This is a genomic window from Lacinutrix sp. MEBiC02404 (genome assembly GCF_053601575.1).
Genome location: NZ_JBSHNV010000183.1, coordinates 18,481 through 44,640, shown reverse-complemented (window position 1 = coordinate 44,640; position 26,160 = coordinate 18,481). Strand labels below are relative to the sequence as shown.

Genomic DNA, 26,160 nt, shown 5'->3' with positions numbered 1-26,160 from the left:
TTATTATAATATCTCGATATTCTTATAATTTCACACTTCTGATCTCACTTTTTCTTAGGATTCTGAAAATTAAATCTTAGGTCAAACTCAGGTTTAAAAGTTAAATATTACTTAAACCTTTACATTCCTTGATTTCATCAATTATTTTAGCAGAATAATATATTTTTAAAATCCATAATAAAAGACTAATTTTGCATTCTGTTTTAAAATCAAGAAATAAGTGTAACTAATACAAGAAACATTAGAACACTTGATTCTATTATAGAATTGCATGAGATAGTTAAAAACAGTAACGTTAACAAATGAATAAATTAATTTACATTTTATTAGTAGGCTTAGCATTAAGTTCATGCAGTCCATATCAAAAAGCTTTAAATGGCGAAGATATTTCTTCGAAATTTAAAGTAGGAGAAGCCATGTATAACAAAGGGAAATACATGAAGGCTAGTAGGTTGTTTGAGCAAATTATGCCACAATATAGAGGGAAACCTCAAGCCGAAAAACTTTCGTTTTTACACGCAGATTCGTATTACAAATCTAACGACTATTATTTAGCAGGTTATCAATTTGATCGTTTTGCTTCCACATATCCTAAAAGTGAAAAAGCAGAAGAAGCACAATTTCTTTCCGCTAAAAGTAGCTATATGTTATCGCCAGCGTACACTAAAGAGCAACACGCAACTAAAGATGCTATCGAAAAGTTTCAAGTGTTTATTAACTCATATCCAGATTCGGAGTTTATTGTAGAAGCAAATACGCTAGTACATGAGTTAGATGGTAAATTAGAACAGAAATCTTTTGATATTGCATATCAGTATTACAAAACAGTAGGATACACTAGAGACTATAACGCAGCAATAAAAGCTTTCGATAATTTTATATTTGAATTTCCTGGGTCTAAACTTCGTGAAACCGCTTTGTTTTACAGATTAGATTCTGCTTACCAATTGGCTATTAATAGTGTGGAAAGAAAAAAGGAAGAAAGACTAGTAAAAGCAAAAACATATTACCTTTCTTTTGTAGGTAAATATGCAAATTCAAAGCATAGCGATGATACAAAAGATATGCTAGAAAATTTAGAAGAAGAATTAAAAAAATACAGTACTAAAAGTTAATATACTATGGATTTAAAGAAGATTGATGCACCTACAAGTACAACAACGTACAATAGAAATGCAATAGATGAAGCTACGGGAAACATCTACGAATCTATTTCAATTATCTCTAAAAGAGCAGAGCAAATAAATTCTGAAATTAAAAAGGAATTAATTGAAAAATTAGAAGAGTTTGCAACGTACAATGATAGTTTAGAGGAAATCTTTGAAAACAAAGAGCAAATTGAAGTATCTAAATTCTATGAGAGATTACCAAAACCACACGCTTTAGCAGTTAAAGAATGGTTAGATAATAAGATTTACCATAGAAATACAGAAGAAGACAACCAGTAAAAAAAGAAGATGTCTATATTAAGCGGCAAAAATGTACTATTAGGAATAACTGCTGGTATTGCTGCTTATAAAACAGCTTCATTAGTAAGGTTATTTATTAAAGCTGGAGCAAACGTAAAAGTTGTTATGACTCCAGCTAGTAAAGACTTTATAACGCCTTTAACCTTATCTACACTTTCTAAAAACCCAGTATATTCTTCTTTTACAAATGAAGAAGAGGATAACGGTGTTTGGAATAACCACGTAGAACTTGGTCTTTGGGCGGATTATTTTATTGTAGCACCAGCTACAGCAAACAGCATGTCTAAAATGGCAAATGGTGTTTGTGATAATTTACTTTTAGCAACATATCTCTCGGCTAAATGTCCCGTTTATTTTGCGCCTGCAATGGATCTAGATATGTATAAGCATGCATCTACATTAGCATCCTTCAAAAAATTGAAATCCTTTAATAATATAATTATTCCTGCTGCAAGTGGAGAACTTGCTAGTGGTTTGGTTGGCGAAGGTAGAATGGCAGAGCCAGAAGATATTGTTTCCTTTTTAGAAAAGGATATTTTAAGTAAACTTCCGCTTCGTGATAAAAAAGTACTAATAACGGCAGGGCCAACATACGAAGCTATAGATCCTGTGCGTTTTATAGGTAATCATTCTTCAGGAAAAATGGGATTTGAGTTAGCTAAAGCAGCAGCTAATTTAGGCGCTCAAGTATTCTTAGTTACCGGGCCAACACACCAAAAAGTAGCACATAGTTTAATACAAGTAATTCCTGTAGTTAGCGCGCAAGAAATGTATGATGCGGCACATGAGTATTTTAAATCGGTGGATATTGCAATACTTTCTGCTGCCGTTGCAGATTACAAACCTAAAAAAGTAGCAACTCAGAAAATAAAAAAGAAAGATACTACGTTAACCTTAGAGTTAGAAAAAACAAAAGACATATTAGCATCTTTAGGAGAGATTAAAGAAAAACAATTTCTTGTAGGCTTTGCGTTAGAGACTAATAATGAGCTTGAAAATGCAAAAGGAAAACTAAAAAAGAAGAATTTAAACTTAATTGTATTAAATTCGTTAAATGATGAAGGAGCTGGTTTTAAAAAAGAAACCAACAAAGTAACGCTTATAGATGTTAATGAGAATATTACAGAATATGCTCTGAAATCTAAAACAGAAGTAGCAAAAGATATTTTTAATCAAATTATACAACAAATACATGCGTAACATACTATTAGGTCTTATAATGTGTATTAGTTTTGCAGGATTTTCGCAAGAATTAAACTGCAAGGTAGTAGTAAATGCACAGCTAACAGGTAATGAAAACTTACAAATATTTAAAACGTTAGAGAAGCAACTTAATGAGTTTGTAAATAAGACAGAGTGGACGAAGAAAAAATTTGGACCACAAGAACTTATAGAATGTAGTATGGTTATTAATGTTACAGGGCAGAGTAGCGATTTATTTACCGCATCGATACAAGTGCAATCTGCAAGACCAGTTTACGGATCCACCTATACCACTCCCGTTTATAATATAAATGACAAAGACTTTTCTTTTCGATATTTAGAATTTCAAAATCTTATATATAATGAGAATCAATTCGAATCTAATTTAGTTTCTGTGATCGCATTTCATGTCCAAATGATATTAGGTTTAGATGCAGACACTTTTAAATTAAGAGGTGGCGATGCATACTTTAAACAAGCGCAGAACATTGTGAGTTTCTCGCAACAAGAAAGTTTTAAAGGATGGAAATTAGAAGACGGTTTACAAAGTAGATTTGTTTTAATAGATAATATTTTATCACCAACATATAAAGACTACAGAGAAGTTTTGTATGATTACCATAGAAAAGGATTAGATACTATGAGTGAAAATGATAAAGAAGCTAAATCTGAAATTGCAAAAGCAATTATTAAAATGGATGCAGTACACAGACAAAGACCAAACTCATTTGTATCCCGTACTTTCTTTGATGCTAAAGCAGATGAAATTGAACAAATTTTCTCTGGAGGACCAAACGTAGATATTAGTGAATTAATGGGGATCCTAAATAAAGTGGCGCCAATGCACTCTAGTAAATGGCGAAACATTACCTTTTAATTTGCCATTCTTACTAGCGTAGCAATCTTTGTAAGTACCTTTATCTAAAAACTTTTTATTGTCTACTGAACACTGAATACTAAAAAAATGCTAAGCTCACTCTCCATAAAAAACTATGCTTTAATCGATGAACTTTTGGTTGATTTTAACCAAGGGTTTACTATTATTACGGGAGAAACTGGAGCAGGAAAATCGATTCTTTTAGGCGGATTATCTTTAATTTTAGGAAAACGGGCAGATTTAAGTAGTTTAAAAAACAAAGATCAAAAATGTGTTATAGAGGCCGTTTTTAATATTGAAAGCTACCAACTAGAAAATCTATTTAAAACCGAAGATCTCGATTTTGAAAGCCAAACCATTATTAGAAGAGAAATACTTCCTTCTGGTAAATCTAGAGCGTTTGTAAATGACAGTCCTGTTAATTTAAACTCTTTACAATTGTTGGGTAAACATTTAATAGATGTACACTCGCAAAACCAAACCATGCAATTGGTAGATGATGATTTCCAGTTTCAAATAATTGATGCTTTAGCAAATAATAAAACGAACTTAGAAAAGTATCAAACCGAATTAAATGGTTTTAAAAAACTTCAGAAAGCATTAAAAGAACTTCATAATTTACAAGCCGAAGCATTAAAAGAACAAGACTATAATACCTTTTTGTTAAAAGAATTAACCGAAGCTAATTTAGTAGATGGTGAATTAGAAACGTTAGAAGAAGAATACGAAACCTTGAATAACATGGAAGAGATTCAAGAAAAACTAACGCATTCTCATCAATTACTACAAGAAGAAGATTTAGGTATTCTTAATATGTTAACGCAATTAAAAAATACATTACAAAAACTATCTACGTATGCAAGTACCTATCAAAACTTATACACAAGAGTAAATAGTAGTCTTATAGATTTAGACGATACTTTTGCAGAAATAGAAACACTTCAGGAAAACTTAGACGCAGATCCCAAAAGATTAGAAGTGGTAAATGCAAAGTTACAAACGTTGCATAATTTGATGCAAAAACATGTAGCGGAAAATGTTTCGGAGTTAATTAGTATTAAAACGGAATTAATAGAAAAGGTTTCTGCTTCCGAAAATCTAGAAGAAAGCATCCTTCAGAAACAAAAAGAAATAGAAACAATAAAGGGTAAACTCGATGGTATTTCTGAAAGTCTACATAAGAACAGACAAAAAGCAATTCCGAAGCTTACCAAAGAACTAGAACGTATTTTAAACGATTTAGGAATGCCAAATGCACAATTTAAAATAGAAGTAGCATTGGTTAAGGAATATATGTATAATGGGAAAGATCAATTATCCTTCTTGTTTTCAGCAAATAAAGGAGGACAGTTTAATGCGCTTAAAAAAGCAGCGTCTGGAGGAGAGTTAGCAAGAATTATGCTAGCCATAAAATCTATATTATCCAATTATATTCAGCTGCCAACTATTATGTTCGATGAAATTGATACCGGAGTTTCTGGTGAAATCGCAAATAAAATGGCAGATATTATGCAAGATATGAGTAAAACCATGCAGGTATTTGCTATTACACATTTACCGCAAATTGCAGCAAAAGGACATACACATTTTAAAGTCTATAAAGAAGATGTCGATGAGGTAACCACTACCAATTTAGTGAAGCTAAATCATGACGATCGTATTGTAGAAATAGCGCAAATGCTAGGAGGAATAGAAGTTTCTAGCTCTGCTATGGCGCATGCAAAACAGTTGTTGAATTAAGCAACATACTATGTATGCATAACTAATACCAAATGAATAGGTAGCCCATAAATATTAATTTAGTTACCTTTGAATAACAATTTATAAAACTAACAATACCAAAATAACATATTACATATGTACAATTTATTAAAAGGAAAAAAAGGAATCATCTTTGGTGCATTAGATGAAAACTCGATAGCTTGGAAAACCGCAGAACGTGTTCATGAAGAAGGAGGAACCTTTGTATTAACAAATGCTCCTGTTGCTTTACGAATGGGAACTATTAATGCTTTAGCAGAAAAAACGGGATCACAAGTAATTCCTGCGGATGCTACTTCTATAGAAGACCTAGAAAACCTTGTTGAAAAATCTATGGAGATTTTAGGAGGTAAAATAGACTTTGTTTTACATTCTATTGGTATGTCTATAAATGTTAGAAAAGGAAACGCTTATACAGATCAGAATTATGATTGGACACAAAAAGGAACAGATATTTCTGCAATGTCTTTTCATAAAGTAATGCAAACCTTATATAAAAAAGATGCAATGAATCCTTGGGGAAGTATTGTAGCGCTTACGTATATGGCAGCACAACGTGTTTTTCCAGATTATAATGATATGGCAGATAATAAAGCATATCTAGAAAGTGTTGCTCGTAGTTTTGGGTACTTTATGGGGAAAGATAAAACAGTTCGTGTAAATACCATATCACAATCACCAACACCAACAACTGCTGGTTCTGGTGTTAAGGGATTTGACGGTTTTATTGCATATGCAGATAAAATGTCGCCTTTAGGGAATGCAACCGCTTTAGATTGTGCAAACTATACCGTAGCTATGTTTAGTGATTTAACTAAAATGGTGACCTTACAAAACTTGTTTCATGATGGAGGATTTAGCAATATGGGAGTAAGTAATGAAGTGATGGAAGCTTTTATGGAAAAGTAGTTCATTTTATGAAATTAGGATAAAAAAAAGGCTTTGTGAAAACGAAGCCTTTTTTTTATGTTTAAAATTTATAGTTAGCTATACAATGTATTTTATCGTAAAAATCGGAGTATTAACGATTAGTTAAGCTTTTGGTAAAAGATTTCAATTATTATCAATAGTTTTAGTGCTTATGCTAATAATTAATCAACAAAAACCAATTTAACATGAAAAAAATTACGTTATTACTTTTTGCGATGTTTGCCTTTGCTTGGCAAGCTAATGCGCAATTCACAGAGAATTTTGATACTGAAATTCCAGCAACTTGGACAGTAACGGATGTCGACGGTGGAAATACTTGGCTTCATGTGACCACTGAAAATTACTTAGGTGCTGGTCATGCTCGTATTTCTTATGATTCTAATGCTCATGACGATTATTTAATTACACCACAATTCACAGTTACTGCAGGTGCTTCGGATAGAGTGTCTTTTTGGGCCGCAATCTCAAATAATTGGACAGAAACATTTGAAGTTAGATTATCCACTACAGGTTTTGCTCCAGCTGATTTCACTACCGTTTTGGGTAGTGAAACGGTAACTAGTAACGTGCCAGATTATGTACAATATACATATGATTTATCATCCTATGATGGTATGACTGTTTATGTCGCAATTAGAGCTACAGGTAATAATCAGTTCTATTTGCATATTGATGAGTTTGTTAATGATGCAGCTCCAACGTGTACTACAGCAGTAGTAAATAGTGCAACGGTAACGTCAGATTGTTCAAATGCACAATTTAGCGTGGATGTAGATGTAGCAACAGTAGGAGATGGTGCTAATGTTACCGATGGTTTAGGAGGTTCTTTTCCTGTTGTTTTAGGAGTTGTAACTGCTGGACCTTATGCAACTGGTACTACAGTAACTTTAAATTTGGAGCATACAGATGCTGCTTGTGATTTCTCTCTTGGAGATTTTAGTTACGATGATTGTCCAACACAAGTTATTTGTGGGACACCAACAAATGCTACTGGTTGTTATGAAAATAGTAGTAATTTAGATTGGTTGTTTGCAAGTTCAGATGGTACTAGTGGATTAAAAATCACAGTTAATTCTGGAACAGTTGAAAGTTCGTATGATGAATTTATTGTATATGACGGAGTAGATGCTACGGCACCAGAATTATATAACGGTTATGGTACTGCTGGAGATTTAACTGGATTAACATTTAATTCTACAGGTACTTCACTATTTGTAAGAATAGCAGGAGATTCATCAAACTCTTGTGGTAGTGCACAGCAAACTTCAATAGATTTTAATGTAGAGTGTCTATCTTGTGCTCCTGCAACAGTAACAGCAACATTGGTTGACGATTGTGCAGCTTCTGGAGGATTTAAGATTGAAGTAGATATTACAGATTTAGGTTCAGCGACGTCAATGACAGCTTCAGACGACCAAGCAAGTGCTTCGCAAACTTTAAACGCGGCAGGAATGTTAACTTTTGGACCTTATACAAACGGAACAGTTGTAGCTATAACGGTTGCTAATGATCAAGACGCAGTGTGTTCTTCATCATTTAATGGTTTAGTTCAAGATGCTTGCCCAGCAACAAATGATGAGTGTGCAAACGCTATAGATTTAGATTCCGTAATGAATGTAGATGAAGTAACATGTACTTTAACGTATACTGGTAGTAATCTTGGTGCAACTAGTTCTACAGGAGAAGTAGCTCCTAGTAGTACTTGTACAAATGCTACATCAGATCCAAATCCTAGTGATATTTGGTTTACTTTAACTGTTCCTGCTTCAGGAGGGTTTATTTATGATAGTATTGTGGGGCCTGGATATAGTTCTATTGTAGAAGTGTACACAGGAACTTGTGGTGCTTTAACAGCTTTAGATCCTGTCGTTTGTAATAGCTCTTTAGACGAAAAAATATTTGAAGGCTTAACTCCTGGAGATACAGTATATTTAAGATATTGGGATTATGGTAGTAATGATGAAGGTGCATTAGAGTTTTGTATTAAGCCAACACCTACATGTCCAGAACCAACTGCTGGTTCTGCAACTGCAATTACAGATTCTTCTGCTGATTTAGGTTGGACAGAAGGTGGAACTGCAACAACTTGGAATGTGGAATGGGGAACTGCTCCATTAACAATGGGAACAGGAACTATGATTACTGGTACCATGACAAACCCACAAGTATTAACAGGATTAACTGCAGAAACGGATTACGAATATTATGTACAAGCAGATTGTGGTGGTGGAGACACTAGTTCATGGTCTGGACCATATGCATTCTCAACTACAGAAGTATGTCCTGCACCAACTGCAGGTTCTGCAACTGCAATTACAGAAACTTCTGCTGACTTAGGTTGGACAGAAAATGGAACTGCAACAATGTGGAATATAGAATTAGTTGATGTTGCTGGTGGAGGAACTGTTACAGGAAATGCAACAGCTTCAGGGGTTACAAATCCTTATGCTGCTACTGGTTTAGTAGGAGATAATTCTTATGCGTTTTATGTGCAATCAGATTGCGGTGGTGGAGACACTAGTGATTGGTCAGGACCATATACGTTTGCAACACCTTACGTTGCTGTAATACCAAGTTGTACTAGTGGTGTTTTCTTAGATGGAGGAGGAGCCGGTAGTGATTATCCAAGTGGTGAAAATGTTACATATGTAATTGCGCCAGACGTTGCAGGTGATGCTGTTACGGTTACTTTTACTGCTTTTAGCTCAGAAAATAATGGAACAACAAGTTGTTGGGACGGATTAACAGTTTATAATGGTCCAGATGCAACAGCTGCTACTATTGATCCTCCAGGAGGTGGAACAATTTGGTGTTGGGATAGAGATGATTCTATAAACCAAGGAACAGGAGATTTACAAGGTATGTCTATAACATCCACACATGCATCAGGAACTTTAACCTTTGTGTTTACTTCTGATAGTAGTGTAACAAGAGAAGGATGGGAAGCTACAGTAACTTGTTCTACATTATCTACGCAAAGCTTTGATAACGATTTAGCATTCACTTACTATCCAAACCCTGTATCTAGTGCTTTAGTTTTAAAAGCTCAAAAAGATATAAATAATATAGCTGTTTATAACATGTTAGGTCAAGAAGTACTTCGTACTGCTCCTAATGCTATGAATACAGAAGTTAATATGTCTTCTTTACAAACTGGAGCTTACTTTGTTAAAGTAACTATAGGTAATACTACAGAAACAGTAAGAGTAATTAAGAACTAATTTTTAGATCTTTAAATAATATTATTAAAAGCCACCTTTTTTAAGGTGGCTTTTTTTTGCACCCATAAAATTAAGGAAAAATGTATTTAATCGTAATTTTTGTCATTTTGTCGATTAGTTGGGTTTTTGGTAAAACCTTTCAATTATTATCAATATTTTTAAGTCTTATGCTAATAATTAATTAATAAAAATAATTTAATATGAAAAAAATTACTTTACTATTATTTGCTATGGTTGCCTTTACTTGGCAGTCTAATGCACAATTTACAGAGAGTTTCGATACCGAAATACCTGCTACATGGACCGTTACAGATGTTGATGGAGGTAATACATGGGTTTATAATACTACTGATAGTCATTCAGGAGCGGGGCATGCCAGAATTACTTATAATTCAAATGCACATGATGATTATTTAATTACACCACAATTTACAGTAACTGCAGATGTCTCAGACAGAATATCTTTTTGGTCTGGAATTTCTTCTAATTGGGCGGAAACATTTGAGGTTAGATTATCTACAACTGGTTTAGCTCCTGCAGATTTTACGGTAGTTTTAGGTGATGAAGCTCCTTTAACGAATGTACCAACTTATACACAATACACGTATGATTTATCAGCTTATGATGGTATGCAAGTGTATATTGCAATTAGAGCTACAGCTGCAGATAAATTCTATCTACATATTGATGAGTTTGTAAATGATACGCCACCTACTTGCCCTGCACCAACAGCAGTAACTGCTGGCCCTACATCTATTACAGATGCAGACATTTCTTGGACTGCAGGAGCTAGTGAATCAGCATGGAACTATGAATATGGTACTGCTGGATTTGTACAAGGTGCTGGTACAACCGGTACTACTGCGGCAGCAACTTTAAGTCTTTCTGCCTTAGCTGGTGGAGATTATGATATTTATATACAAGCAGATTGCGGAGCAGGAGATTTAAGTGCTTGGGTTGGACCAATTAGTTGGACGCAGCCAAGTAATGTTGGTGATGTTTGTGCTTTACCAATCGCTGCGACTTTAGAAGCTAATTGTGCAACAGCAACGCCTAATACTATTGATTACGCGGTTGCTACAGCAGATTTAAGTGCTGTTACTTGTGCTGCTGCTGGAAGTAATGGTGCGTGGTATGAAATTACTACAACCGATTCTGGTGCAATTAGAGTTTTAACAACAGGAGATGTTACTGGAATGGTAGTATATACAGACTGTGGATCTGAACTGTATTGCAATGGCGCATTAGTTCCAGAATTTAGTTTAACTGGATTTCTTCCAAACACAGCATATTTAATCGCAATCTGGAAAGAAGCAGCTACTACAGGAACTTCTACCGTTTGTTTTGAAGATATTACTTGTAATTTTATACTTGATTTTACTGCTACTAATATTACAGAAACTACAGCAGAAATTGGATGGACAGAAAATGGTTCCGCTACTGCTTGGGATATTGAGTATGGAATAACAGGATTTACGCCTACAGGAACACCAACACTTAATGATGTTGGAAGTAACCCATATACGGTAACTGGTTTAACAGGGACTACTACTTACGATTTTTACGTTCGTGCAGATTGTGGAATGGATGATACAGATGTAAGTATTTACAATGGACCTTACACATTTACTACATTAGCACAAGCTCCTGCTAATGATAACTTGGCAGATGCTATAGCAATTAATTGTGGAGATACAGTTTTAGGGAATACAACATCAGCTACTTTAGATGAAGATGATGCTCCTGACGCCGCGCTAGGTGCAGATACAGATTCTCCAAATGTATGGTATAGTTTTATGGGTACAGGAGATAGTGTTTTATTAGATACTTGTATGGCTGGAACAGATTTTGATACAGAAATATTAGTATTTACAGGTGCTTCTGGTGCTCTACAATTAATAAGTGATGGATATGATGAGTGTGGTGGTGCTGGTGGTTATGCTGCACAAACAGATTTTATCTCTGTTGCAGGAACGCAATATTGGATCTCTATAGAAGGATATAATTTTGGGAATACAGGTAATTTTGAATTAACAGTTACATGTACGCCATTATCTACACCAGAGTTTGAAAATGGTTTAGCATTGACCTATTATCCAAACCCAGTGAATGATATTTTATCATTGAAAGCACAAAAGGATATTGAAAACGTATCTGTTTATAACATGTTAGGTCAAGAAGTACTTCGTACTGCTCCTAATGTTGTTAATGCAGAGGTTAATATGTCTGATTTACAATCTGGAGCTTACTTTGTTAAAGTAACTATAGGTAGTGCTACAGAAACAGTAAGAATTATCAAGAACTAAGTTTTAGATCTTAGTATAGAAAAAAGCCACCTTCGGGTGGCTTTTTTTATGTTGTAGATTTTATAAAAAGTAAACATTTTTTTTTCTGAGGTATTTTGCTTTTTACTAAAAAGACGTTCTAGTCGTATTTTCTATAGTATTGGTAACTAATAATAGGAGTATTGCATTCATTTAATCCGATTTTTAAACTCCTTTAAGTAAAAAATATTTGCTCTTTATCGAAGATTTAAGTGTTTTAGCGATTTGTAATTACTTTCATTTATTTTGTTATTTAATAATAATACATTAGAAGGTAAATCCTAAATAACCAATTTAATATGAAAAAAATTACCTTATTTTTTATGTTTGCTATTTTAGGGGCTTTTACTTTTAGCTCTTATGCGCAAACTTTAAACCAAAACGCCTCGTGGCCTAATGCAGCCTGGTCTGTTACGGGAACGTATAATACGGATCCGCTAGCGTTTGAAGCAGATCCTACTACAACTGCTAATTTCGCTTTCGATGATGATGATGCGGGAAGTGGAAGTGATGATATTATTGCTGCAGAATCGCCAGTAATTGACTTAACTGCAGCTTTTAATGCAGGAGAAACATGGCTTTCTATTTCTGGAAACTTTGTTTACAATTATAATGATGATGACATTTTGCAATTCGAATATTGGGATGCAGATGCAAGCTCATGGAACATTATTGGACTTCCTATAGATACAGATACTACTGCGCCTCCATTAGATAATTTTTGTTCAGGAACTTCAGAAGCATATACCTCAGAGATCCTTAATATTGTGGGATTTAGTGCTACACAATTATCCGGATTTAGATATAGAATTTATTTTGATGATTTAGTAGGTGGCGCAGGTTACGAGTGGGGATTTTGTTTTCAATCTCCAACTATTAGCTCAGAAACACCTCCAGCTTGCCCAGATCCATCGGTCTTAACTGCAACTGGAATACTAGATACAATGGCAGATTTATCGTGGATTGAAAGCGGAAGTGCAACAGCATGGGATGTTGAAATTGTAACAAGTGGATCGGCAGCAACAGGAACACCAACAACTGCTGGAGTTACCAATCCATATACGGCAATGACACTTACAGAAAATACATTATATGATTATTATGTCCGTGCTAATTGTGGTGTGGATGGAACTTCTGCTTGGGTAGGTCCTTTCACTTTTAGAACGGCTTGTGCTGCAATTGCAACACCTTATACAGAAGATTTTGAGACATTTACTACAGCAGGGACTGCATTTACTACAGAAAACTGTTGGGCAGGAACAGGTGGCGCCTATTTTTGGGAGTCTGCTCCGGGAACCGATACCGGTTCTGCAGGAACAGGACCAGATCCAACTATTACAACAGGTAATTATTTCTATACGGAAGCTACCGGAGGAGCTAGTGGTGATATCACAGATTTAGTCTCTCCGTTAGTAGATTTATCTAGTCTTACGACACCTTCAGTAGCATTTAATTATCATATGTTTGGTATGCAAATGGGAACATTAGATGTTTTAGTGAACGGAACAACAAATGTATTTACTATTTCTGGTCAGCAGCAAACGAGTGCTACAGCAGATTGGGAATTAGCAGTAATAGATTTAACAGCCTTTGCTGGTCAATCCATTTCTATAACCTTTAGAGCGACAAGTGCTGGTACTTATGAAGGGGATATGGCAATTGATAATGTGAATTTTAATGAATTGCCGGCTTGTATACTTCCAAATGGATTAACAGCTACAAATATTGATGGTTTTTCTGCCGATTTAGGTTGGACAGAAGGAGGAACCGCTACATCTTGGAATATCGAATTAGTAGATATTACAGCAGCTGGAACAGTAACAGGTACCGCAACTAGTTTAGGAGTTACAAATCCTTTTAATGTAACAGGACTAGTACCTGCTAACGACTACGAATTTTATGTACAGGCAGATTGTGGTGTAGATGGCGTATCCGATTGGGCTGGACCATTTGCATTCACTACAACAATAGCATGTCCCGAGCCTTCTATGCTTACGGCAACTAATATAATGACAACATCTGCCGATTTAGGTTGGACAGCAGGTGCATCAGAAACCGTATGGGATATTGAAATTGTTGATGTTACAGCAGGAGGAACCGTAACAGGTACAGCAACAGCTTTAGGCGTTGCAAACCCTTATAATGCTTCAGGATTAGTAGATAATAATAGTTATACGTTTTATGTAAAAGCAGATTGTGGAACAAATGGAGCATCGACATGGGTTGGCCCATTTGCCTTTGTAACTGCTTGTAATGCATTTACAGCACCATATACACAGGATTTTGAAAGTGCAGGTGCGCTTCCAGGATGCTGGAATCAAGGTGGTGATGAAGATTGGAAATTCGCAAATACGGGAGCAGGAAATCATATTGGAAATAATGGAACATTAAATGGAAATACTACTTCTGGCGGTTACTTTGCTTGGGTAGACGATTCTGATCCTACTGCAACAAACGCAGAATTAAGTTCTGCTTTGGTAGATGTATCCGGACTAACAACACCAGCATTATCTTTCTATGAAATTAGAGATAATGAAGGGTTTGGTAACGCAACTTTAACGGTATCGGTTTGGGATGGAGCAGCCTGGAATACAGTAGGTACCTATGCTACCAATACCATTGGATGGGAGCAAAAAATAATTGATCTTAGCGGATTAACATTTACTGGGCCTGCACAAGCAAGATTTTCAGTAGCAGATTCAGGGAGTTTTTACGATGATGTAGCAATCGATGATGTAACTTTTGATGAATTACCAACATGTTTGGATCCATCGATGTTAACAGCTATAAATATTACAAATAGTTCTGCAGATTTAGGTTGGGCAGAAAACGGAACAGGATCTTTATGGAATATTGAATTAGTAGATGTAACTGCTGCTGGTACTGTGACAGGAACGGCAACAGCAATAGGAGTTTCAAATCCTTATTTATTAACAGGTTTAACAGAGAACAATGAGTACTCGTTCTATGTGCAATCCGATTGTGGAGCAGGTGGACTATCTGCATGGGTTGGACCTTTTGCGTTTACGACTTTAGAAACTTGTCCTGCACCATCTGGTTTAGGTGCTACTGGGATTACACTAACAACAGCAGCGTTAGAATGGACAGAAAATGGAGGAGCTACTTCATGGAATATTGAATTAGTAAACAATACTGCTGGAGAAATGGTAACCGGTACTGCAACAGAAACGGGGGTTACGAGTCCATATAGTGCTACAGGTTTAGTAGGAGATAGTTCGTATTCTTTTTATGTGCAAGCAGACTGTGGATCAGGAGATGTGTCTGCATGGACAGGACCATTTACTTTTGCAACGCCTTATGTAGCTGTACCAGCTTCATGTTCTAGCGAGATATTCCTAGATTCAGGTGGAGTAACAGGAGATTACACCAGTGGTGAAAATGTTACATATACTATTATGCCAGATACTGCTGGTGATATTGTTTCCGTGCTTTTTAATGCTTTTAGTGCTGAAAATAATGGCACCGGTTGTTATGATGGGTTAACCATTTATGATGGTCCCGATGCTACGGCAACAACAATAGATCCTCCAGCAGGCGGATCAATATGGTGTTGGGATAGAGATGATGCAACGCCTTCAGGTTCTGGTGATTTAGAAGGTATGACAATAACATCTTCACATGCATCTGGAGCTTTAACATTTGTGTTTTCTTCTGATGGCTCAGCAACAAGAGAAGGTTGGGAAGCTACAGTGATTTGTACTACTTTATCGGTAGATGATTTTGATAATGGTTTAGCATTTACTTACTTTCCAAATCCAGTAAATAATAGCTTGGTGCTAAAAGCACAAAAAGAAATGGATAATATATCTGTTTATAACATGTTAGGTCAAGAAGTACTTCGTGCTGCTCCTAATACTGTTAATGCAGAGGTTAATATGTCTGATTTACAATCTGGAGCTTACTTTGTTAAAGTAACAATAGATAATGCTACAGAAACTGTAAGAGTTATTAAGAACTAATTTTAGATCTTTATATATTAAAAAGCCACCTTTAAGGTGGCTTTTTTTATGGGTAACACCTACATTTGTGTTATGCAATTACAGTTTTCTTTTATTATTCCTGTGTATAATAGACCTCAAGAAATTGAGGAGTTACTACATAGCTTTACATTGCTAAAAACAAATGTAAAATATCAAGTTGTTATTATTGAAGATGGTTCTACCATCGCTTCTAAAGAGATTGTAGAAAAGTATAGGGAACAACTAGATATAGCCTATTATTTTAAACCCAATTCTGGTCCTGGGGATTCTAGAAATTTTGGGATGCAAAAAGCAACCGGAAACTATTTTATTATATTAGATAGCGATTGTATTTTACCAACAACCTATTTAACCGAAGTTATTACTAGTTTAGAAAAAGAATATGTGGATTGTTTTGGTGGTCCAGATGCAGCAGATGCTTCTTTTTCAAATCTTCAAAAAGCAATCAATTTTGCAATGACTTCTTTTATTACTACTGGCGGAATTAGAGGAAATAAAAATAGTGTAGATACCTTTCAGCCAAGAAGTTTCAATATGGGTTTGTCTAAGGAAGCATTTGATAAAACAAAAGGATTTGGGTCTATACATCCTGGAGAAGATCCAGATTTATCTATACGTTTATGGGGACTTGGTTTTAAAACAAAACTAATTCTGGAAGCTTATGTATATCATAAAAGAAGAATTTCGTGGTCTAAATTTTATAAACAAGTGTTTAAATTTGGTATGGTTAGACCCATTCTTAATACCTGGCATCCACAGACAAAAAAAATAACGTATTGGTTTCCTAGTCTTTTTAGTTTAGGATTAATTCTAGCTATAATTTTAATCTTTTTTAATTTTCAAGCTTTACTATATGTTTATATATTATACTTTGGTTTGGCATTCCTTTTAGCTATATTAAAAACAAAAAATATTAGAATAGCAATACAGGCTATGCTAGCAATTTGTATTCAGTTTTTTGGTTATGGTTATGGGTTTTTAAAATCGACAATACTCGTTGGTGTATTAAAGAAAAATCCGGAAGTTCAATTTCCAGAATTATTTTTTAAAAAATAATGATAAAAAAAATTAAATCTGAAATTATATCGTTTGTAAAAACTAAAAAAATTAATGTTTTTTTATTGTTTTTAGCATTAGCATTTGGTATTTTATTACTAACAAAATTATCTAAAAGTTATACCAATACATTTGTTTTTAGTATTGATAAGATTAACATTCCAGAAGAAGAAGTAATTATTAATGATAGTAGTCAAGTGCTAGAAATCACATTAAAAACTTTTGGTTTTGATTTGTTGCAGTATCATTTTTCTAAACCTAAAATTAGTATAGATTTTTCGAAACATATAGATAAAACAGACTCTGCTTATATTTGGAGTAAAAACAAAGCCTTTGCGGCATTACATAAACAATTTAGCAAAAAGATAGAGCTAGTTAATATTGTTCCGGATAGTTTGTGGTTTACTTATGATGTAAATGCCGTTAAAACGGTTCCTATTAAATTACGCTCTAAAATTAGTTATAGTCCTGGGTATAATCTTACGAATGCTATTGTTTTGCAACCCGATTCGGTTAAAATCATAGGAGCAAAAGCGATATTGGATAAAATTAATCAAATAGAAACAGATACTGTGGTGCTAAGTGATATAAAACAGAATATTTCTAAATTCACAAATTTAAATTTTCAAGGCTTAGATAAAGACTTAAAATTTTCTATTAATAAAGTTCGATTAGAAGCTAAAGTAGAAAAATATACAGAAGGCACATTGCCAATTACAGTACAAATAATTAATGTGCCAATAGATATCAAGCTTAAGCATTTTCCTAAAACAGTCCATGTTTCTTATTACACCAGTTTGGCTAATTTTAATACTATAGAAGCTAAGGACTTTAGAGTTATTTGCGACTATAGTAAATTGGTAAAAGGGCAATCCTACTTAGTTCCAGAAGTGGATAAAAAACCTGAATTTGTGAAGCACTTTAAAATTAAGGAAGAGTATATAGAGTTTATTATAGCAGAATAAAAAACAGAACTAAAAAAGGATATATACAGAAAATTAATACATGAAAATAGTTGGTCTTACAGGAGGGATAGGTAGCGGAAAAACTACCGTTGCAAAACAGTTTAAAAAACTGGGTGTGCCTATTTATATTGCAGATGATGAAGCTAAAAAACTCATGAATAAGTCTAAAGTTATTCGGCGAAAGCTAATCGCGCTTTTTGGTGAAGATGCGTATAAAGACGACACGTTAAACCGACCTTATTTAGCAAAAATTATTTTTAGTGACGCAAGTGTACTAGAAAAAATGAATGCGATAGTACATCCTAAAGTCGCTAGTCATTTTAAAAGATGGTTAGAAAAACAAGATGCACCTTATATCATTAAAGAAGTTGCTATTCTGTTTGAAAACGGAAGCTACAAGCAATGCGATTACATCATAACAGTTACTGCAGCAATGGAAACAAGAATAGAGCGTTTGCTAAAAAGAGACGAAACTACAGTTTCTAAAATTGAAGCTATTATGAATAATCAATGGCAAGATGAAAAGAAAATAGCATTGTCTCAATTTGTTATTTATAATAATATTCTAGAAAACACCGTTATTCAGGTACAAAAAACACATAATCAAATACTTAAATCTATTAAAAGTCTATAATTTTAACATTTGTGTTAATGTAAGGTTAAAAGGGATAACACCTAAATGTTAAAATGTTAATTTTGACGGGATGAGCAAAAAACTATTCATCTTATTAATTGTTTTAATGAGTTTATCGCTTATAGGAATTATTTCTGTACAAGCATATTATATAAAGAACTCCGTAGACAATAAAAAAGAGCAGTTTAACTTTAATGTAAAAAAAGCACTAAGTTATACAACATCGGCTATAGAAAAAAAAGAGCTAGATAAGTATTACACGATGTATCAGCAACTCGCAGACCAGCAAAAACAAGCAGATACTGTTGCTATTAGAAACTTATTTATAGTACAGCAAAATCAAAACACGAACGAAACAATAGTGTATAAAAGTGGGATTTTTGAAAAAAATTACACCTTATCAACAGCGTTCTTTGACATAGGTTTAGATAGAGATAGTATTAATATTCAGAAAATATTAAGCAATTCGGAAACCAAAATTTATTCTAATTCTAACGGAACAGATACCGATTTAAATATGAATCCTGTTTTAAGTATTTCTAATTCAGGAAGACTTACCGAAGCAGAAAAAATATCTTTTGAAAAGGCTTTTAGAACAATAGCAAGTAGAATGCCAATTCATCAAAGAGTTTCCAAAAAAGAAATTAATAGATTGTTGGAAAAACAGCTTAATGAAGATAATATTAATATAGATTTTCAATATGCAATTTATGATAATGATCTAGCAACAAAAGTACATAGTGAAGCTTTTGAATTACAAAATGCATCCACTTTTAGTGTGCCTATTTTTGAAAACGAATTAAATAATAATAATTATAGGTTGCTGGTTAATTTTCCAGAGCACAATAGGTTTATCTGGTCTTCTATAATTACCATGATGATTTTGTCTGTAGTATTTACAACGATTATTATTATAGCATATGCAAGCGCCTTATTACAACTTTTTAAGCAACGTAAAATCTCTGAAATTAAAACAGATTTTATAAATAATATGACGCACGAGTTTAAAACGCCAATTGCTACTATTAACTTAGCTTTAGACGCGATACGTAATCCGAAAATTATAGACGATAAAGAGAAAGTACTACGGTATCTCGGTATGATAAAAGAGGAAAACAAACGGATGCATGCGCAAGTAGAAAATGTACTAAGGATATCTAAACTTGAAAAAAATGAACTAAACATTAGTAAGGAAAATGTAGACTTGCACGACTTAATAGAAGATGCAGTTACACATGTAGAGTTAATTATAGAGGATAAGAAAGGCTACCTAAAAACAAATTTAGCAGCCAAAAAAACTTCGGTTTTAGCTAATGACACACACTTTATTAATGTAATAGTAAATATTCTGGATAACGCAATTAAGTATTCTCCAGAAGCACCAGAAATAGAGGTTTCTACAGAAAATGTAGGAGACAATATTTTATTAAAAATTAAAGACCATGGAAGTGGTATGAGCAAAGCAGCTCAAAAACGTGTATTCGAAAAATTTTATAGAGAACACACAGGAGATATACATAATGTAAAAGGACACGGATTAGGTCTTGCATATGTGAAAAGAATGATAGATGATCATCAAGGTCATGTATCTGTAGAAAGTGAAAAAGACAAAGGAAGTACTTTTATTATAAGACTTCCGCTAATATCATAAAGCTATGAATGAACAACAAAAGAGGATATTATTAGTAGAAGACGACCCCAATTTTGGAACCGTTTTAAAAGATTATTTAATGATGAATGATTACGAAGTTACGCATGCCAAAAATGGTATGGAAGGCTTTGAAAAATTTAAGAAAGACGATTTCGATTTATGTATTTTAGACGTAATGATGCCTTATAAAGATGGTTTCACACTAGCTAAAGAAATACGTGAGAAAAACACAGATGTGCCAATTATTTTCTTAACTGCAAAAGCAATGAAAGAAGATGTACTTAAAGGCTATAAAGTTGGTGCAGATGATTATTTAAATAAACCATTTGATAGTGAAGTGCTTTTAATGAAAATTAAAGCAATTATACAACGTAAAGCTTCTGATACCGTTACCGATAGTAAACAATTTGAGTTTAAAATTGGAGGATTTGATTTGAATTCTAAACTTCGTTTTTTAACGTATAATGGCGGAGATCAAGTAAAATTATCTCCAAAAGAAAATGAGCTTTTACGTTTATTAGCTTTACATGAAAATGACTTAATGCCAAGAGAATTGGCGTTAACTAAAATTTGGAGAGACGATAATTATTTTACTTCTAGAAGTATGGATGTGTATATAGCAAAGCTACGTAAATACCTGAAACTAGATCCAAAAGTAGAAATACTAAATATACATGGTGAAGGTTTTAGACTGGTAGTGAATACCGAAGCTTAAATCTTATCCGTATTACCAATAAAAAAATCTGGCGTTTACGCTGGATTTTTTTGTTTCCTATTGTTCTTAAAAAGGTTTAAAAGGTATTTTAATAGGAGTTGCTCTTCAGTTTAGAGATAATAATTCCGATATCTTTTTCTTCAAATCTACTTATTAATTTTAATGCAAATTTTAGAATCTTCGATTTTGGAGATTTAATAATTTCGGAAAGCTTTAAAACAAGTATATCTATTTTATCTATAGCTTCTGCATTTACATTATTTCCTAAAGACCATAACAAGTTAGAACTGTTCCAGGCTTGTTGTCTTGCTTTTCGCATGCTAAAATCTATGATTTTTTCGTCGGTATTCTCCCCAAGGAGATCTAGCAAAAACATTGCGTGAGATACTTTGCTCAGTCTGTCCTGCATTTCATTAACCATATTAAACAGAATATCATTTACTTTATTAAAATCGTTTTCAATGGCTATTAAGCTGGCACCAGCCATTGTTATACTTGTAGAAACGCTCAAGTCTAAATTAATATGCGCATTCATACCTAGCATAATGTGCTGTAAAATGGTAAGACTGTCGTTTTTAGTATCGAAAGCAAATTTCCAGCATTTAGGTATTGGTTTTTGCTTTGTATAATTACTATACGCGTCTAAATACAGGTTTGCAAAAGCGACATCTAGTTTTTCTAAACGCGCATTATCTTCAAAATTTTGTAGTAGTATTTCTTTTTGAATTTCGGCAGTAGTTCTTCTATATATAAAAGCAAATAAACCAACTCTATCATTATTGGAAATTGCTAGTTCTATAATTTTATCTAATTGATCTAGAACTTCTTGAATGGTGGTTGGTCGCTGCATTACATGGATTATTATCCAATTAAGATAATAAATTGTTAGTAATTATAGTTCCTTTTTGTCTGTAGACTTTTCAATAGAACTTGCATGATCTTTAATTATATACCATTTTCCTTCTATTTTTTGAAGTGCATAACTAACATGCATTCTATTAAAATAGGGTTCGCCATTTCGTTCTGGTTCTCGGTATACTATTTCTGTAATGGCAATACCGAAGTCTTTACCAATTTCGGTATTTAAAATTTTGGTTTCAAAGGTCCAAGGCATTTCTACCGCAAACCAGTTTTTATGGTATTCCATAAAAGCATCCACCGTATTTGTTATTTCTGTATTTGGCAGTATGAGTTGCATATTTCCGTTTGGAGATAATGTGCTTTTTAATGTCGTTAAGTCTTTTTTCGTAACAGCGTTTAAATGCTTTTGCATGGTTGCAACAAAAAACATTTCGTTTTGTACTTCGTAATTTATAAGCGGATTTTTTTGTTCTTTTTTCCCACAAGAAATAAAGATGAAAGTAGTTAGAACTAAAAGTATGTATATATTACTCTTTATTAATTTCATCGGTTATTTTTTTAATTACAGCTTCGGAAGCTGTTAAGTAATCAAACCACAAGGTTTCTTGATTTCTTTTAAACCAGGTAAGCTGTCGTTTTGCAAATCTTCGCGAATTCTTTTTTATTTCGCTAATGGCAAATTCTAAAGTCCACGCTTCACTAAAATAATTAAAAATTTCTTTATAACCTACTGTATTTAATGCGTTTAAGTTTTTGTGTGGTGTGAGTTTGTTTACTTCGTCTAGCAATCCTTCTTCAAGCATGATATCTACACGTTTATTTATTCTGTTGTAAATAATTTCGCGCTCTGCTGTTAAACCTATTGTAATGGTTTTAAAAGGTCTATTATTTTTTTCTTTATTTAAGAAAGAGGAATACGGTTTTTGAGTACCAATACAAACTTCTAAAGCGCGAATTACACGTTGTGGATTATCTAGAGCAATAGTGTTATACGTAATTTTATCTAAGGTTTTAAGCTGTTCTTGAAGTGGTACTAAACCTTCTTTTTCTAATTGGGTATTTAGGTTTTCTCGGATGCTTTTATCTACTTCCGGAAAATGATCTAATCCTTTGGTAACCGCATCTACATACAAACCAGAACCACCAACCATAATAACGATATCATGATTTTTAAATAGATCTTCTAATTTTTGTAAAGCATCTTTTTCAAAAGTACCAACGCTGTATGGTTCGAGAATAGATTTATGGTGAATAAAATGATGGGTAGCTTCGGCTAATTCTAATCGCGTAGGAGCAGCAGTACCAATTTGCATTTCTCTAAAAAACTGTCTGGAATCTGCGGAAATAATTTCGGTATTAAAATGTTTTGCAAGTGTAATGCTGAGGTTTGTTTTACCAATAGCAGTTGGACCTACAATAGAAATTAATGTTTTATGTGAAGTTGTTGGTTTGATAATTTATGGATTTGATGTAAAGATACTTGTTATTCGTAATAAACAAAAGCGTTAAGGATTGAAGTGGCATCCTTTTTTGTTTAGAGGAAGGTTGCTGCGGTAGCAATAGATCTAAATAGAAAGACCAATCATCACTTAAATAAGTTCTAAGACAAAAAAGATATAACGGAAAGCCTGGTGCTACGAAGCTTTTGCGTAGTAGTAAACGCCCAAAAATTAAATATGTAATTGATGTCCGCAAGAATAGCAAAACTCCGCATTGTCTTTGTGCCCTTCTTTACTACAACTAGGACAAGCTTGTGTATTGGTATGTACTTTTTTATCTGGTCCCATCGTTTTAGTTAGCTCTGAAGTTACAATTCCAGTTGGAACCGCAATAATACCATACCCTAAAATCATAACAATAGATGCTATAAATTGACCAATTGGCGTTTGTGGTGCAATATCACCATAGCCAACCGTTGTAAGGGTTACAATACACCAATAGACGCTTTTAGGGATATTAGTAAAACCATTTTCTTCACCTTCTATCATGTACATAATGGTTCCTAAAATAATAGATATAATCACTACAGCAAAAAGGAAAACCGAAATTTTTACACGACTTGCTTTTATTGCGGTTAGTAGATTATTAGAGGCTCCTAAATAACGAGCGAGTTTTAAAATTCTAAAAACACGTAATAAACGTAAGGCACGTAAAGCGGCAAGTGCATGCACACCACCAAATATTAAGGATAAATATTTTGGGATGGTAGAAAGTAAATCGATGACACCATAAAAGCTAGTAATATATTTTAGTGGCTTTTTTACGGTAATAATTCTAGCGACATATTCTAATGAAAAAAGGATAGTGATAACCCATTCTGAAATATTTAGAAGGTTATGATATTTTATATCAATACTTCTTACGCTTTCTAGCATTACAAGTATAATACTAGCAATAATGGTAATTAGTAAGACTACATCAAATAATTTACCAGCAGGCGTATCTGCTTCATAGATAATTTCTTGAAGTTTAAGCCGCCATTTATTTACTTTATAAGTAGTCATAGTGTCAAAAGTAGTGAAAAAGTTTGTTAGTTTCTTTTTAAAACAATGGTAGCGTTGTTTTGTAGGTTAACAACGGTACTCATTATTTCTTTTAAATACGGGTAAAACTCGTTTACATATATGGCTTTATTGAAATTAAGCTTAAAATACATTATAATTTCATTATTTTTAACCGTAGTATTAAATATCAATCTGCCTGCGTTTTCTGGTAATTGAAGCATAACCTCTTTAGGTGATTCTACAATTTCGAAGGCATCATCAACTTTTATTTTGTAGGAATACACATAGGCATCTTTATAACCAAAATCGATAGGATAGGATCTTTCTTGAAGTTTAAAAGGGTTTTCTTCAAAGAATTTAAAGATAAAAGGATCTAGATAAATATGGTCTCCAATTTTTTCTACTTCGTAATTAATTTTAAAATTTTCTTTAAAATCTAAACTGTTTATTTCTGTTGTTTCTGCTTGATATTCCGAAAATGTAATGTTTTCGTATTTATTTGCTAAATTCTTTTCATGTTGGCTGGGATTTTCAAAATAGGATTCCTTTCTGGATAATCCATGATATCCTCTGGTAACAAAATCAACTTCTCCAGTTATATTTAATTCTTTATCTAGACTCAAGTTTACGCGGTAACTGGTATTAGAAGTGTTTGCTGCCTCGATATTTACCCATTCACTTTTATTTTTAAAATCTAAAAGTCTTCCGTATTGATTTAAGCATCTAAACGGAACTTGCCCAAAGTATAAATACTTGTTGGTTGCATCTAGTAAATAGGTTTTATTATTAATGGTTGCTTGAACAATTAGATAATTAAAATCGGAAATCACAGGATAAATAGTCGTTGGTAAACCATTGTTTCTTGTTGAAAGAAGTATTGGTTTTACATCTATATCGCATGCTTTTAGTAAATTATGTAATAAGATATTAATTCCGGAAACATTACCAGATTTCTTTTCTATGACTTCTTTTACCGAAACATCACTAAAAATGCTGTAAGTGTTATTCCAAGTATAGTTGTTTTGAATATGTTTATATATTAATTCTGCTTTTTTTAAAGGATCTGTTTCATTTAAAATAGCAGCATTTAATAGGTCTTCTTTATTTATATTTTTATTTAATTGTTTTCCTATATTTTTATTTCCTTTAATTTCACTATCTGTAGTTTTCCATGTTTTGGTAATATTATCTACAACACCATCAAAGCCTTGAACTAGTTTTAATTCATATTCTATTCTTGACAAATAATTGTCTTTAGTGGTCATGTAGTCTTCTTCAATAAAAGCAGGAACATCTTTCATGATATAGATGGATTCGGTACAATCTGAAGATCCGCCGCGACCAGCTTCTAGACAATCTCTTGTTATAGTCGATTCGTTTTTAGTTAACGGAATGGAGCCAACTAACTTGATGTGATACTCATAATTTGCAGGAATACTCGTATTATATTCGCTATATAATTTTGGAATATCACTCTGAAACGCCCAATTTTGATATTTATAAATAAAAGGCAAAGTTAAGGTGTAACTATAGGTGATTACTGTGCCTTCTTTAACATTAGGAAGTGTGAATTTTACGAGGGTGTAGTTGTCGTTATATTTTTCGGTATAAATCTCATTTTCTTTAAGCTTTGTTGTTACTACTTTGCCATTTATAAGACTATGAGACGTTGCGAAAAGTTTCGTTATTTTTTCTTTTTTCGTATCCGAATTATAAAGATAAACCGTTAAGGTAGCTTGGTTAAATCCTTTTCTATTTAAGATTTTTAATTTTTGTTTGAATTCGTGTTTTAGCAGAAACGAATTTTCATCAATATAGCTTTTACCAAACTCATAAAGAACTAACGCATTTGCTGTAGAATCTTTTTCAAAGGTATTGGTTTCTATGTCGCTTCTTGTAACTGTGTAATCTTTGGAATTAAACGAATGGGATTGACTAAAAATACTAGCAGTACTAATAAAGAATAATAGCAGATAAATTTTTTTCAT

General features: G+C 33.3%; 19 protein-coding genes. 14 read left to right on the top strand and 5 right to left on the bottom strand.

From position 1 onward, the window contains the following. Nucleotides 1-302 precede the first annotated feature (302 nt). The 14 genes from ACVCXO_RS10565 to ACVCXO_RS10500 all read left to right on the top strand — a co-directional run bounded on the left by ACVCXO_RS10565 (nucleotide 303) and on the right by ACVCXO_RS10500 (nucleotide 20,807). Nucleotides 303-1,115 carry an outer membrane protein assembly factor BamD gene (locus tag ACVCXO_RS10565; protein ID WP_452229560.1) on the top strand — a complete coding sequence of 271 codons (813 nt, stop codon included), beginning with the start codon at nucleotides 303-305 and terminating at the stop codon, nucleotides 1,113-1,115. 6 nt (nucleotides 1,116-1,121) lie between these two features. After that, nucleotides 1,122-1,448 carry a DNA-directed RNA polymerase subunit omega gene (locus ACVCXO_RS10560; protein WP_452229559.1) on the top strand — a complete coding sequence of 109 codons (327 nt, stop codon included), beginning with the start codon at nucleotides 1,122-1,124 and terminating at the stop codon, nucleotides 1,446-1,448. A gap of 9 nt (nucleotides 1,449-1,457) precedes the next feature. Continuing rightward, nucleotides 1,458-2,669, top strand: a complete 1,212-nt coding sequence (gene coaBC / locus ACVCXO_RS10555; protein ID WP_452229558.1) for a bifunctional phosphopantothenoylcysteine decarboxylase/phosphopantothenate--cysteine ligase CoaBC — start codon at nucleotides 1,458-1,460, stop codon at nucleotides 2,667-2,669. Beyond that, nucleotides 2,662-3,549 (top strand): type IX secretion system protein PorD, encoded by an 888-nt coding sequence (gene porD, locus ACVCXO_RS10550; protein ID WP_452229557.1) that lies wholly within the window; start codon nucleotides 2,662-2,664, stop codon nucleotides 3,547-3,549. The genes coaBC and porD overlap by 8 nt, the downstream gene beginning before the upstream one ends. 87 nt (nucleotides 3,550-3,636) lie before the next feature. Continuing rightward, nucleotides 3,637-5,289, top strand: coding sequence for a DNA repair protein RecN (gene recN, locus ACVCXO_RS10545; RefSeq protein WP_452229556.1), 1,653 nt, complete (start codon nucleotides 3,637-3,639; stop codon nucleotides 5,287-5,289). Between the two features lie 117 nt (nucleotides 5,290-5,406). Then, nucleotides 5,407-6,219, top strand: coding sequence for an enoyl-ACP reductase FabI (locus tag ACVCXO_RS10540; protein WP_452229555.1), 813 nt, complete (start codon nucleotides 5,407-5,409; stop codon nucleotides 6,217-6,219). A gap of 206 nt (nucleotides 6,220-6,425) precedes the next feature. Beyond that, nucleotides 6,426-9,461: a choice-of-anchor J domain-containing protein gene (locus ACVCXO_RS10535; RefSeq protein ID WP_452229554.1), complete on the top strand. Its 3,036-nt coding sequence runs from the start codon at nucleotides 6,426-6,428 to the stop codon at nucleotides 9,459-9,461. A 200-nt stretch (nucleotides 9,462-9,661) separates the two neighbouring features. Further along, nucleotides 9,662-11,767, top strand: coding sequence for a choice-of-anchor J domain-containing protein (locus ACVCXO_RS10530; RefSeq protein ID WP_452229553.1), 2,106 nt, complete (start codon nucleotides 9,662-9,664; stop codon nucleotides 11,765-11,767). A gap of 317 nt (nucleotides 11,768-12,084) precedes the next feature. Further along, a complete protein-coding gene (locus tag ACVCXO_RS10525; RefSeq protein WP_452229552.1) occupies nucleotides 12,085-15,765 on the top strand; it encodes a T9SS type A sorting domain-containing protein in 3,681 nt (1,226 codons plus the stop codon). A 72-nt stretch (nucleotides 15,766-15,837) separates the two neighbouring features. Next, nucleotides 15,838-16,842 (top strand): glycosyltransferase, encoded by a 1,005-nt coding sequence (locus ACVCXO_RS10520; RefSeq protein WP_452229551.1) that lies wholly within the window; start codon nucleotides 15,838-15,840, stop codon nucleotides 16,840-16,842. Further along, the gene (locus tag ACVCXO_RS10515; protein ID WP_452229550.1) at nucleotides 16,842-17,807 is read left to right on the top strand and encodes a CdaR family protein; all 966 of its coding nucleotides are present in this window, start codon (nucleotides 16,842-16,844) and stop codon (nucleotides 17,805-17,807) included. The genes ACVCXO_RS10520 and ACVCXO_RS10515 overlap by 1 nt, the downstream gene beginning before the upstream one ends. A 40-nt stretch (nucleotides 17,808-17,847) precedes the next feature. Then, nucleotides 17,848-18,441 carry a dephospho-CoA kinase gene (gene coaE, locus ACVCXO_RS10510; protein ID WP_452229549.1) on the top strand — a complete coding sequence of 198 codons (594 nt, stop codon included), beginning with the start codon at nucleotides 17,848-17,850 and terminating at the stop codon, nucleotides 18,439-18,441. Nucleotides 18,442-18,511: 70 nt separating this feature from the next. Continuing rightward, nucleotides 18,512-20,092: a sensor histidine kinase gene (locus ACVCXO_RS10505; protein WP_452229548.1), complete on the top strand. Its 1,581-nt coding sequence runs from the start codon at nucleotides 18,512-18,514 to the stop codon at nucleotides 20,090-20,092. Nucleotides 20,093-20,096: 4 nt separating this feature from the next. Further along, nucleotides 20,097-20,807: a response regulator transcription factor gene (locus ACVCXO_RS10500; protein ID WP_452229547.1), complete on the top strand. Its 711-nt coding sequence runs from the start codon at nucleotides 20,097-20,099 to the stop codon at nucleotides 20,805-20,807. An 88-nt stretch (nucleotides 20,808-20,895) separates the two neighbouring features. On the opposite strand, the gene ACVCXO_RS10495 is transcribed toward ACVCXO_RS10500, so the two are convergent. From ACVCXO_RS10495 to ACVCXO_RS10475, 5 genes are all read right to left on the bottom strand, one after another. After that, nucleotides 20,896-21,657 (bottom strand): DUF5995 family protein, encoded by a 762-nt coding sequence (locus tag ACVCXO_RS10495; protein WP_452229546.1) that lies wholly within the window; start codon nucleotides 21,655-21,657, stop codon nucleotides 20,896-20,898. A gap of 42 nt (nucleotides 21,658-21,699) precedes the next feature. After that, on the bottom strand, nucleotides 21,700-22,215 hold the full coding sequence (locus tag ACVCXO_RS10490; RefSeq protein ID WP_452229545.1) for a YybH family protein: 516 nt from the start codon (nucleotides 22,213-22,215) through the stop codon (nucleotides 21,700-21,702). Then, on the bottom strand, nucleotides 22,196-23,122 hold the full coding sequence (miaA, locus tag ACVCXO_RS10485) for a tRNA (adenosine(37)-N6)-dimethylallyltransferase MiaA (RefSeq protein ID WP_452229596.1): 927 nt from the start codon (nucleotides 23,120-23,122) through the stop codon (nucleotides 22,196-22,198). Before miaA ends, ACVCXO_RS10490 begins: the two co-directional genes overlap by 20 nt. A gap of 216 nt (nucleotides 23,123-23,338) precedes the next feature. Beyond that, a complete protein-coding gene (locus tag ACVCXO_RS10480) occupies nucleotides 23,339-24,172 on the bottom strand; it encodes an ion transporter (RefSeq protein WP_452229544.1) in 834 nt (277 codons plus the stop codon). Nucleotides 24,173-24,198: 26 nt separating this feature from the next. Continuing rightward, nucleotides 24,199-26,160, bottom strand: a complete 1,962-nt coding sequence (locus ACVCXO_RS10475; RefSeq protein ID WP_452229543.1) for a DUF3857 domain-containing protein — start codon at nucleotides 26,158-26,160, stop codon at nucleotides 24,199-24,201.

Bases quoted from the DNA above. Each gene is read 5' to 3' on its own strand.
- ACVCXO_RS10505 (WP_452229548.1), top strand. From the start codon at position 18,512: ATGAGCAAAAAACTATTCATCTTATTAATTGTTTTAATGAGTTTATCG.
- ACVCXO_RS10530 (WP_452229553.1), top strand. From the start codon at position 9,662: ATGAAAAAAATTACTTTACTATTATTTGCTATGGTTGCCTTTACTTGG.
- ACVCXO_RS10495 (WP_452229546.1), bottom strand. From the start codon at position 21,657: ATGCAGCGACCAACCACCATTCAAGAAGTTCTAGATCAATTAGATAAA.
- coaBC (WP_452229558.1), top strand. From the start codon at position 1,458: ATGTCTATATTAAGCGGCAAAAATGTACTATTAGGAATAACTGCTGGT.
- ACVCXO_RS10520 (WP_452229551.1), top strand. From the start codon at position 15,838: ATGCAATTACAGTTTTCTTTTATTATTCCTGTGTATAATAGACCTCAA.
- ACVCXO_RS10560 (WP_452229559.1), top strand. From the start codon at position 1,122: ATGGATTTAAAGAAGATTGATGCACCTACAAGTACAACAACGTACAAT.
- coaE (WP_452229549.1), top strand. From the start codon at position 17,848: ATGAAAATAGTTGGTCTTACAGGAGGGATAGGTAGCGGAAAAACTACC.
- ACVCXO_RS10490 (WP_452229545.1), bottom strand. From the start codon at position 22,215: ATGAAATTAATAAAGAGTAATATATACATACTTTTAGTTCTAACTACT.
- porD (WP_452229557.1), top strand. From the start codon at position 2,662: ATGCGTAACATACTATTAGGTCTTATAATGTGTATTAGTTTTGCAGGA.
- ACVCXO_RS10500 (WP_452229547.1), top strand. From the start codon at position 20,097: ATGAATGAACAACAAAAGAGGATATTATTAGTAGAAGACGACCCCAAT.
- recN (WP_452229556.1), top strand. From the start codon at position 3,637: ATGCTAAGCTCACTCTCCATAAAAAACTATGCTTTAATCGATGAACTT.
- ACVCXO_RS10535 (WP_452229554.1), top strand. From the start codon at position 6,426: ATGAAAAAAATTACGTTATTACTTTTTGCGATGTTTGCCTTTGCTTGG.
- ACVCXO_RS10480 (WP_452229544.1), bottom strand. From the start codon at position 24,172: ATGACTACTTATAAAGTAAATAAATGGCGGCTTAAACTTCAAGAAATT.
- ACVCXO_RS10475 (WP_452229543.1), bottom strand. From the start codon at position 26,160: ATGAAAAAAATTTATCTGCTATTATTCTTTATTAGTACTGCTAGTATT.
- ACVCXO_RS10565 (WP_452229560.1), top strand. From the start codon at position 303: ATGAATAAATTAATTTACATTTTATTAGTAGGCTTAGCATTAAGTTCA.
- ACVCXO_RS10540 (WP_452229555.1), top strand. From the start codon at position 5,407: ATGTACAATTTATTAAAAGGAAAAAAAGGAATCATCTTTGGTGCATTA.
- ACVCXO_RS10525 (WP_452229552.1), top strand. From the start codon at position 12,085: ATGAAAAAAATTACCTTATTTTTTATGTTTGCTATTTTAGGGGCTTTT.
- ACVCXO_RS10515 (WP_452229550.1), top strand. From the start codon at position 16,842: ATGATAAAAAAAATTAAATCTGAAATTATATCGTTTGTAAAAACTAAA.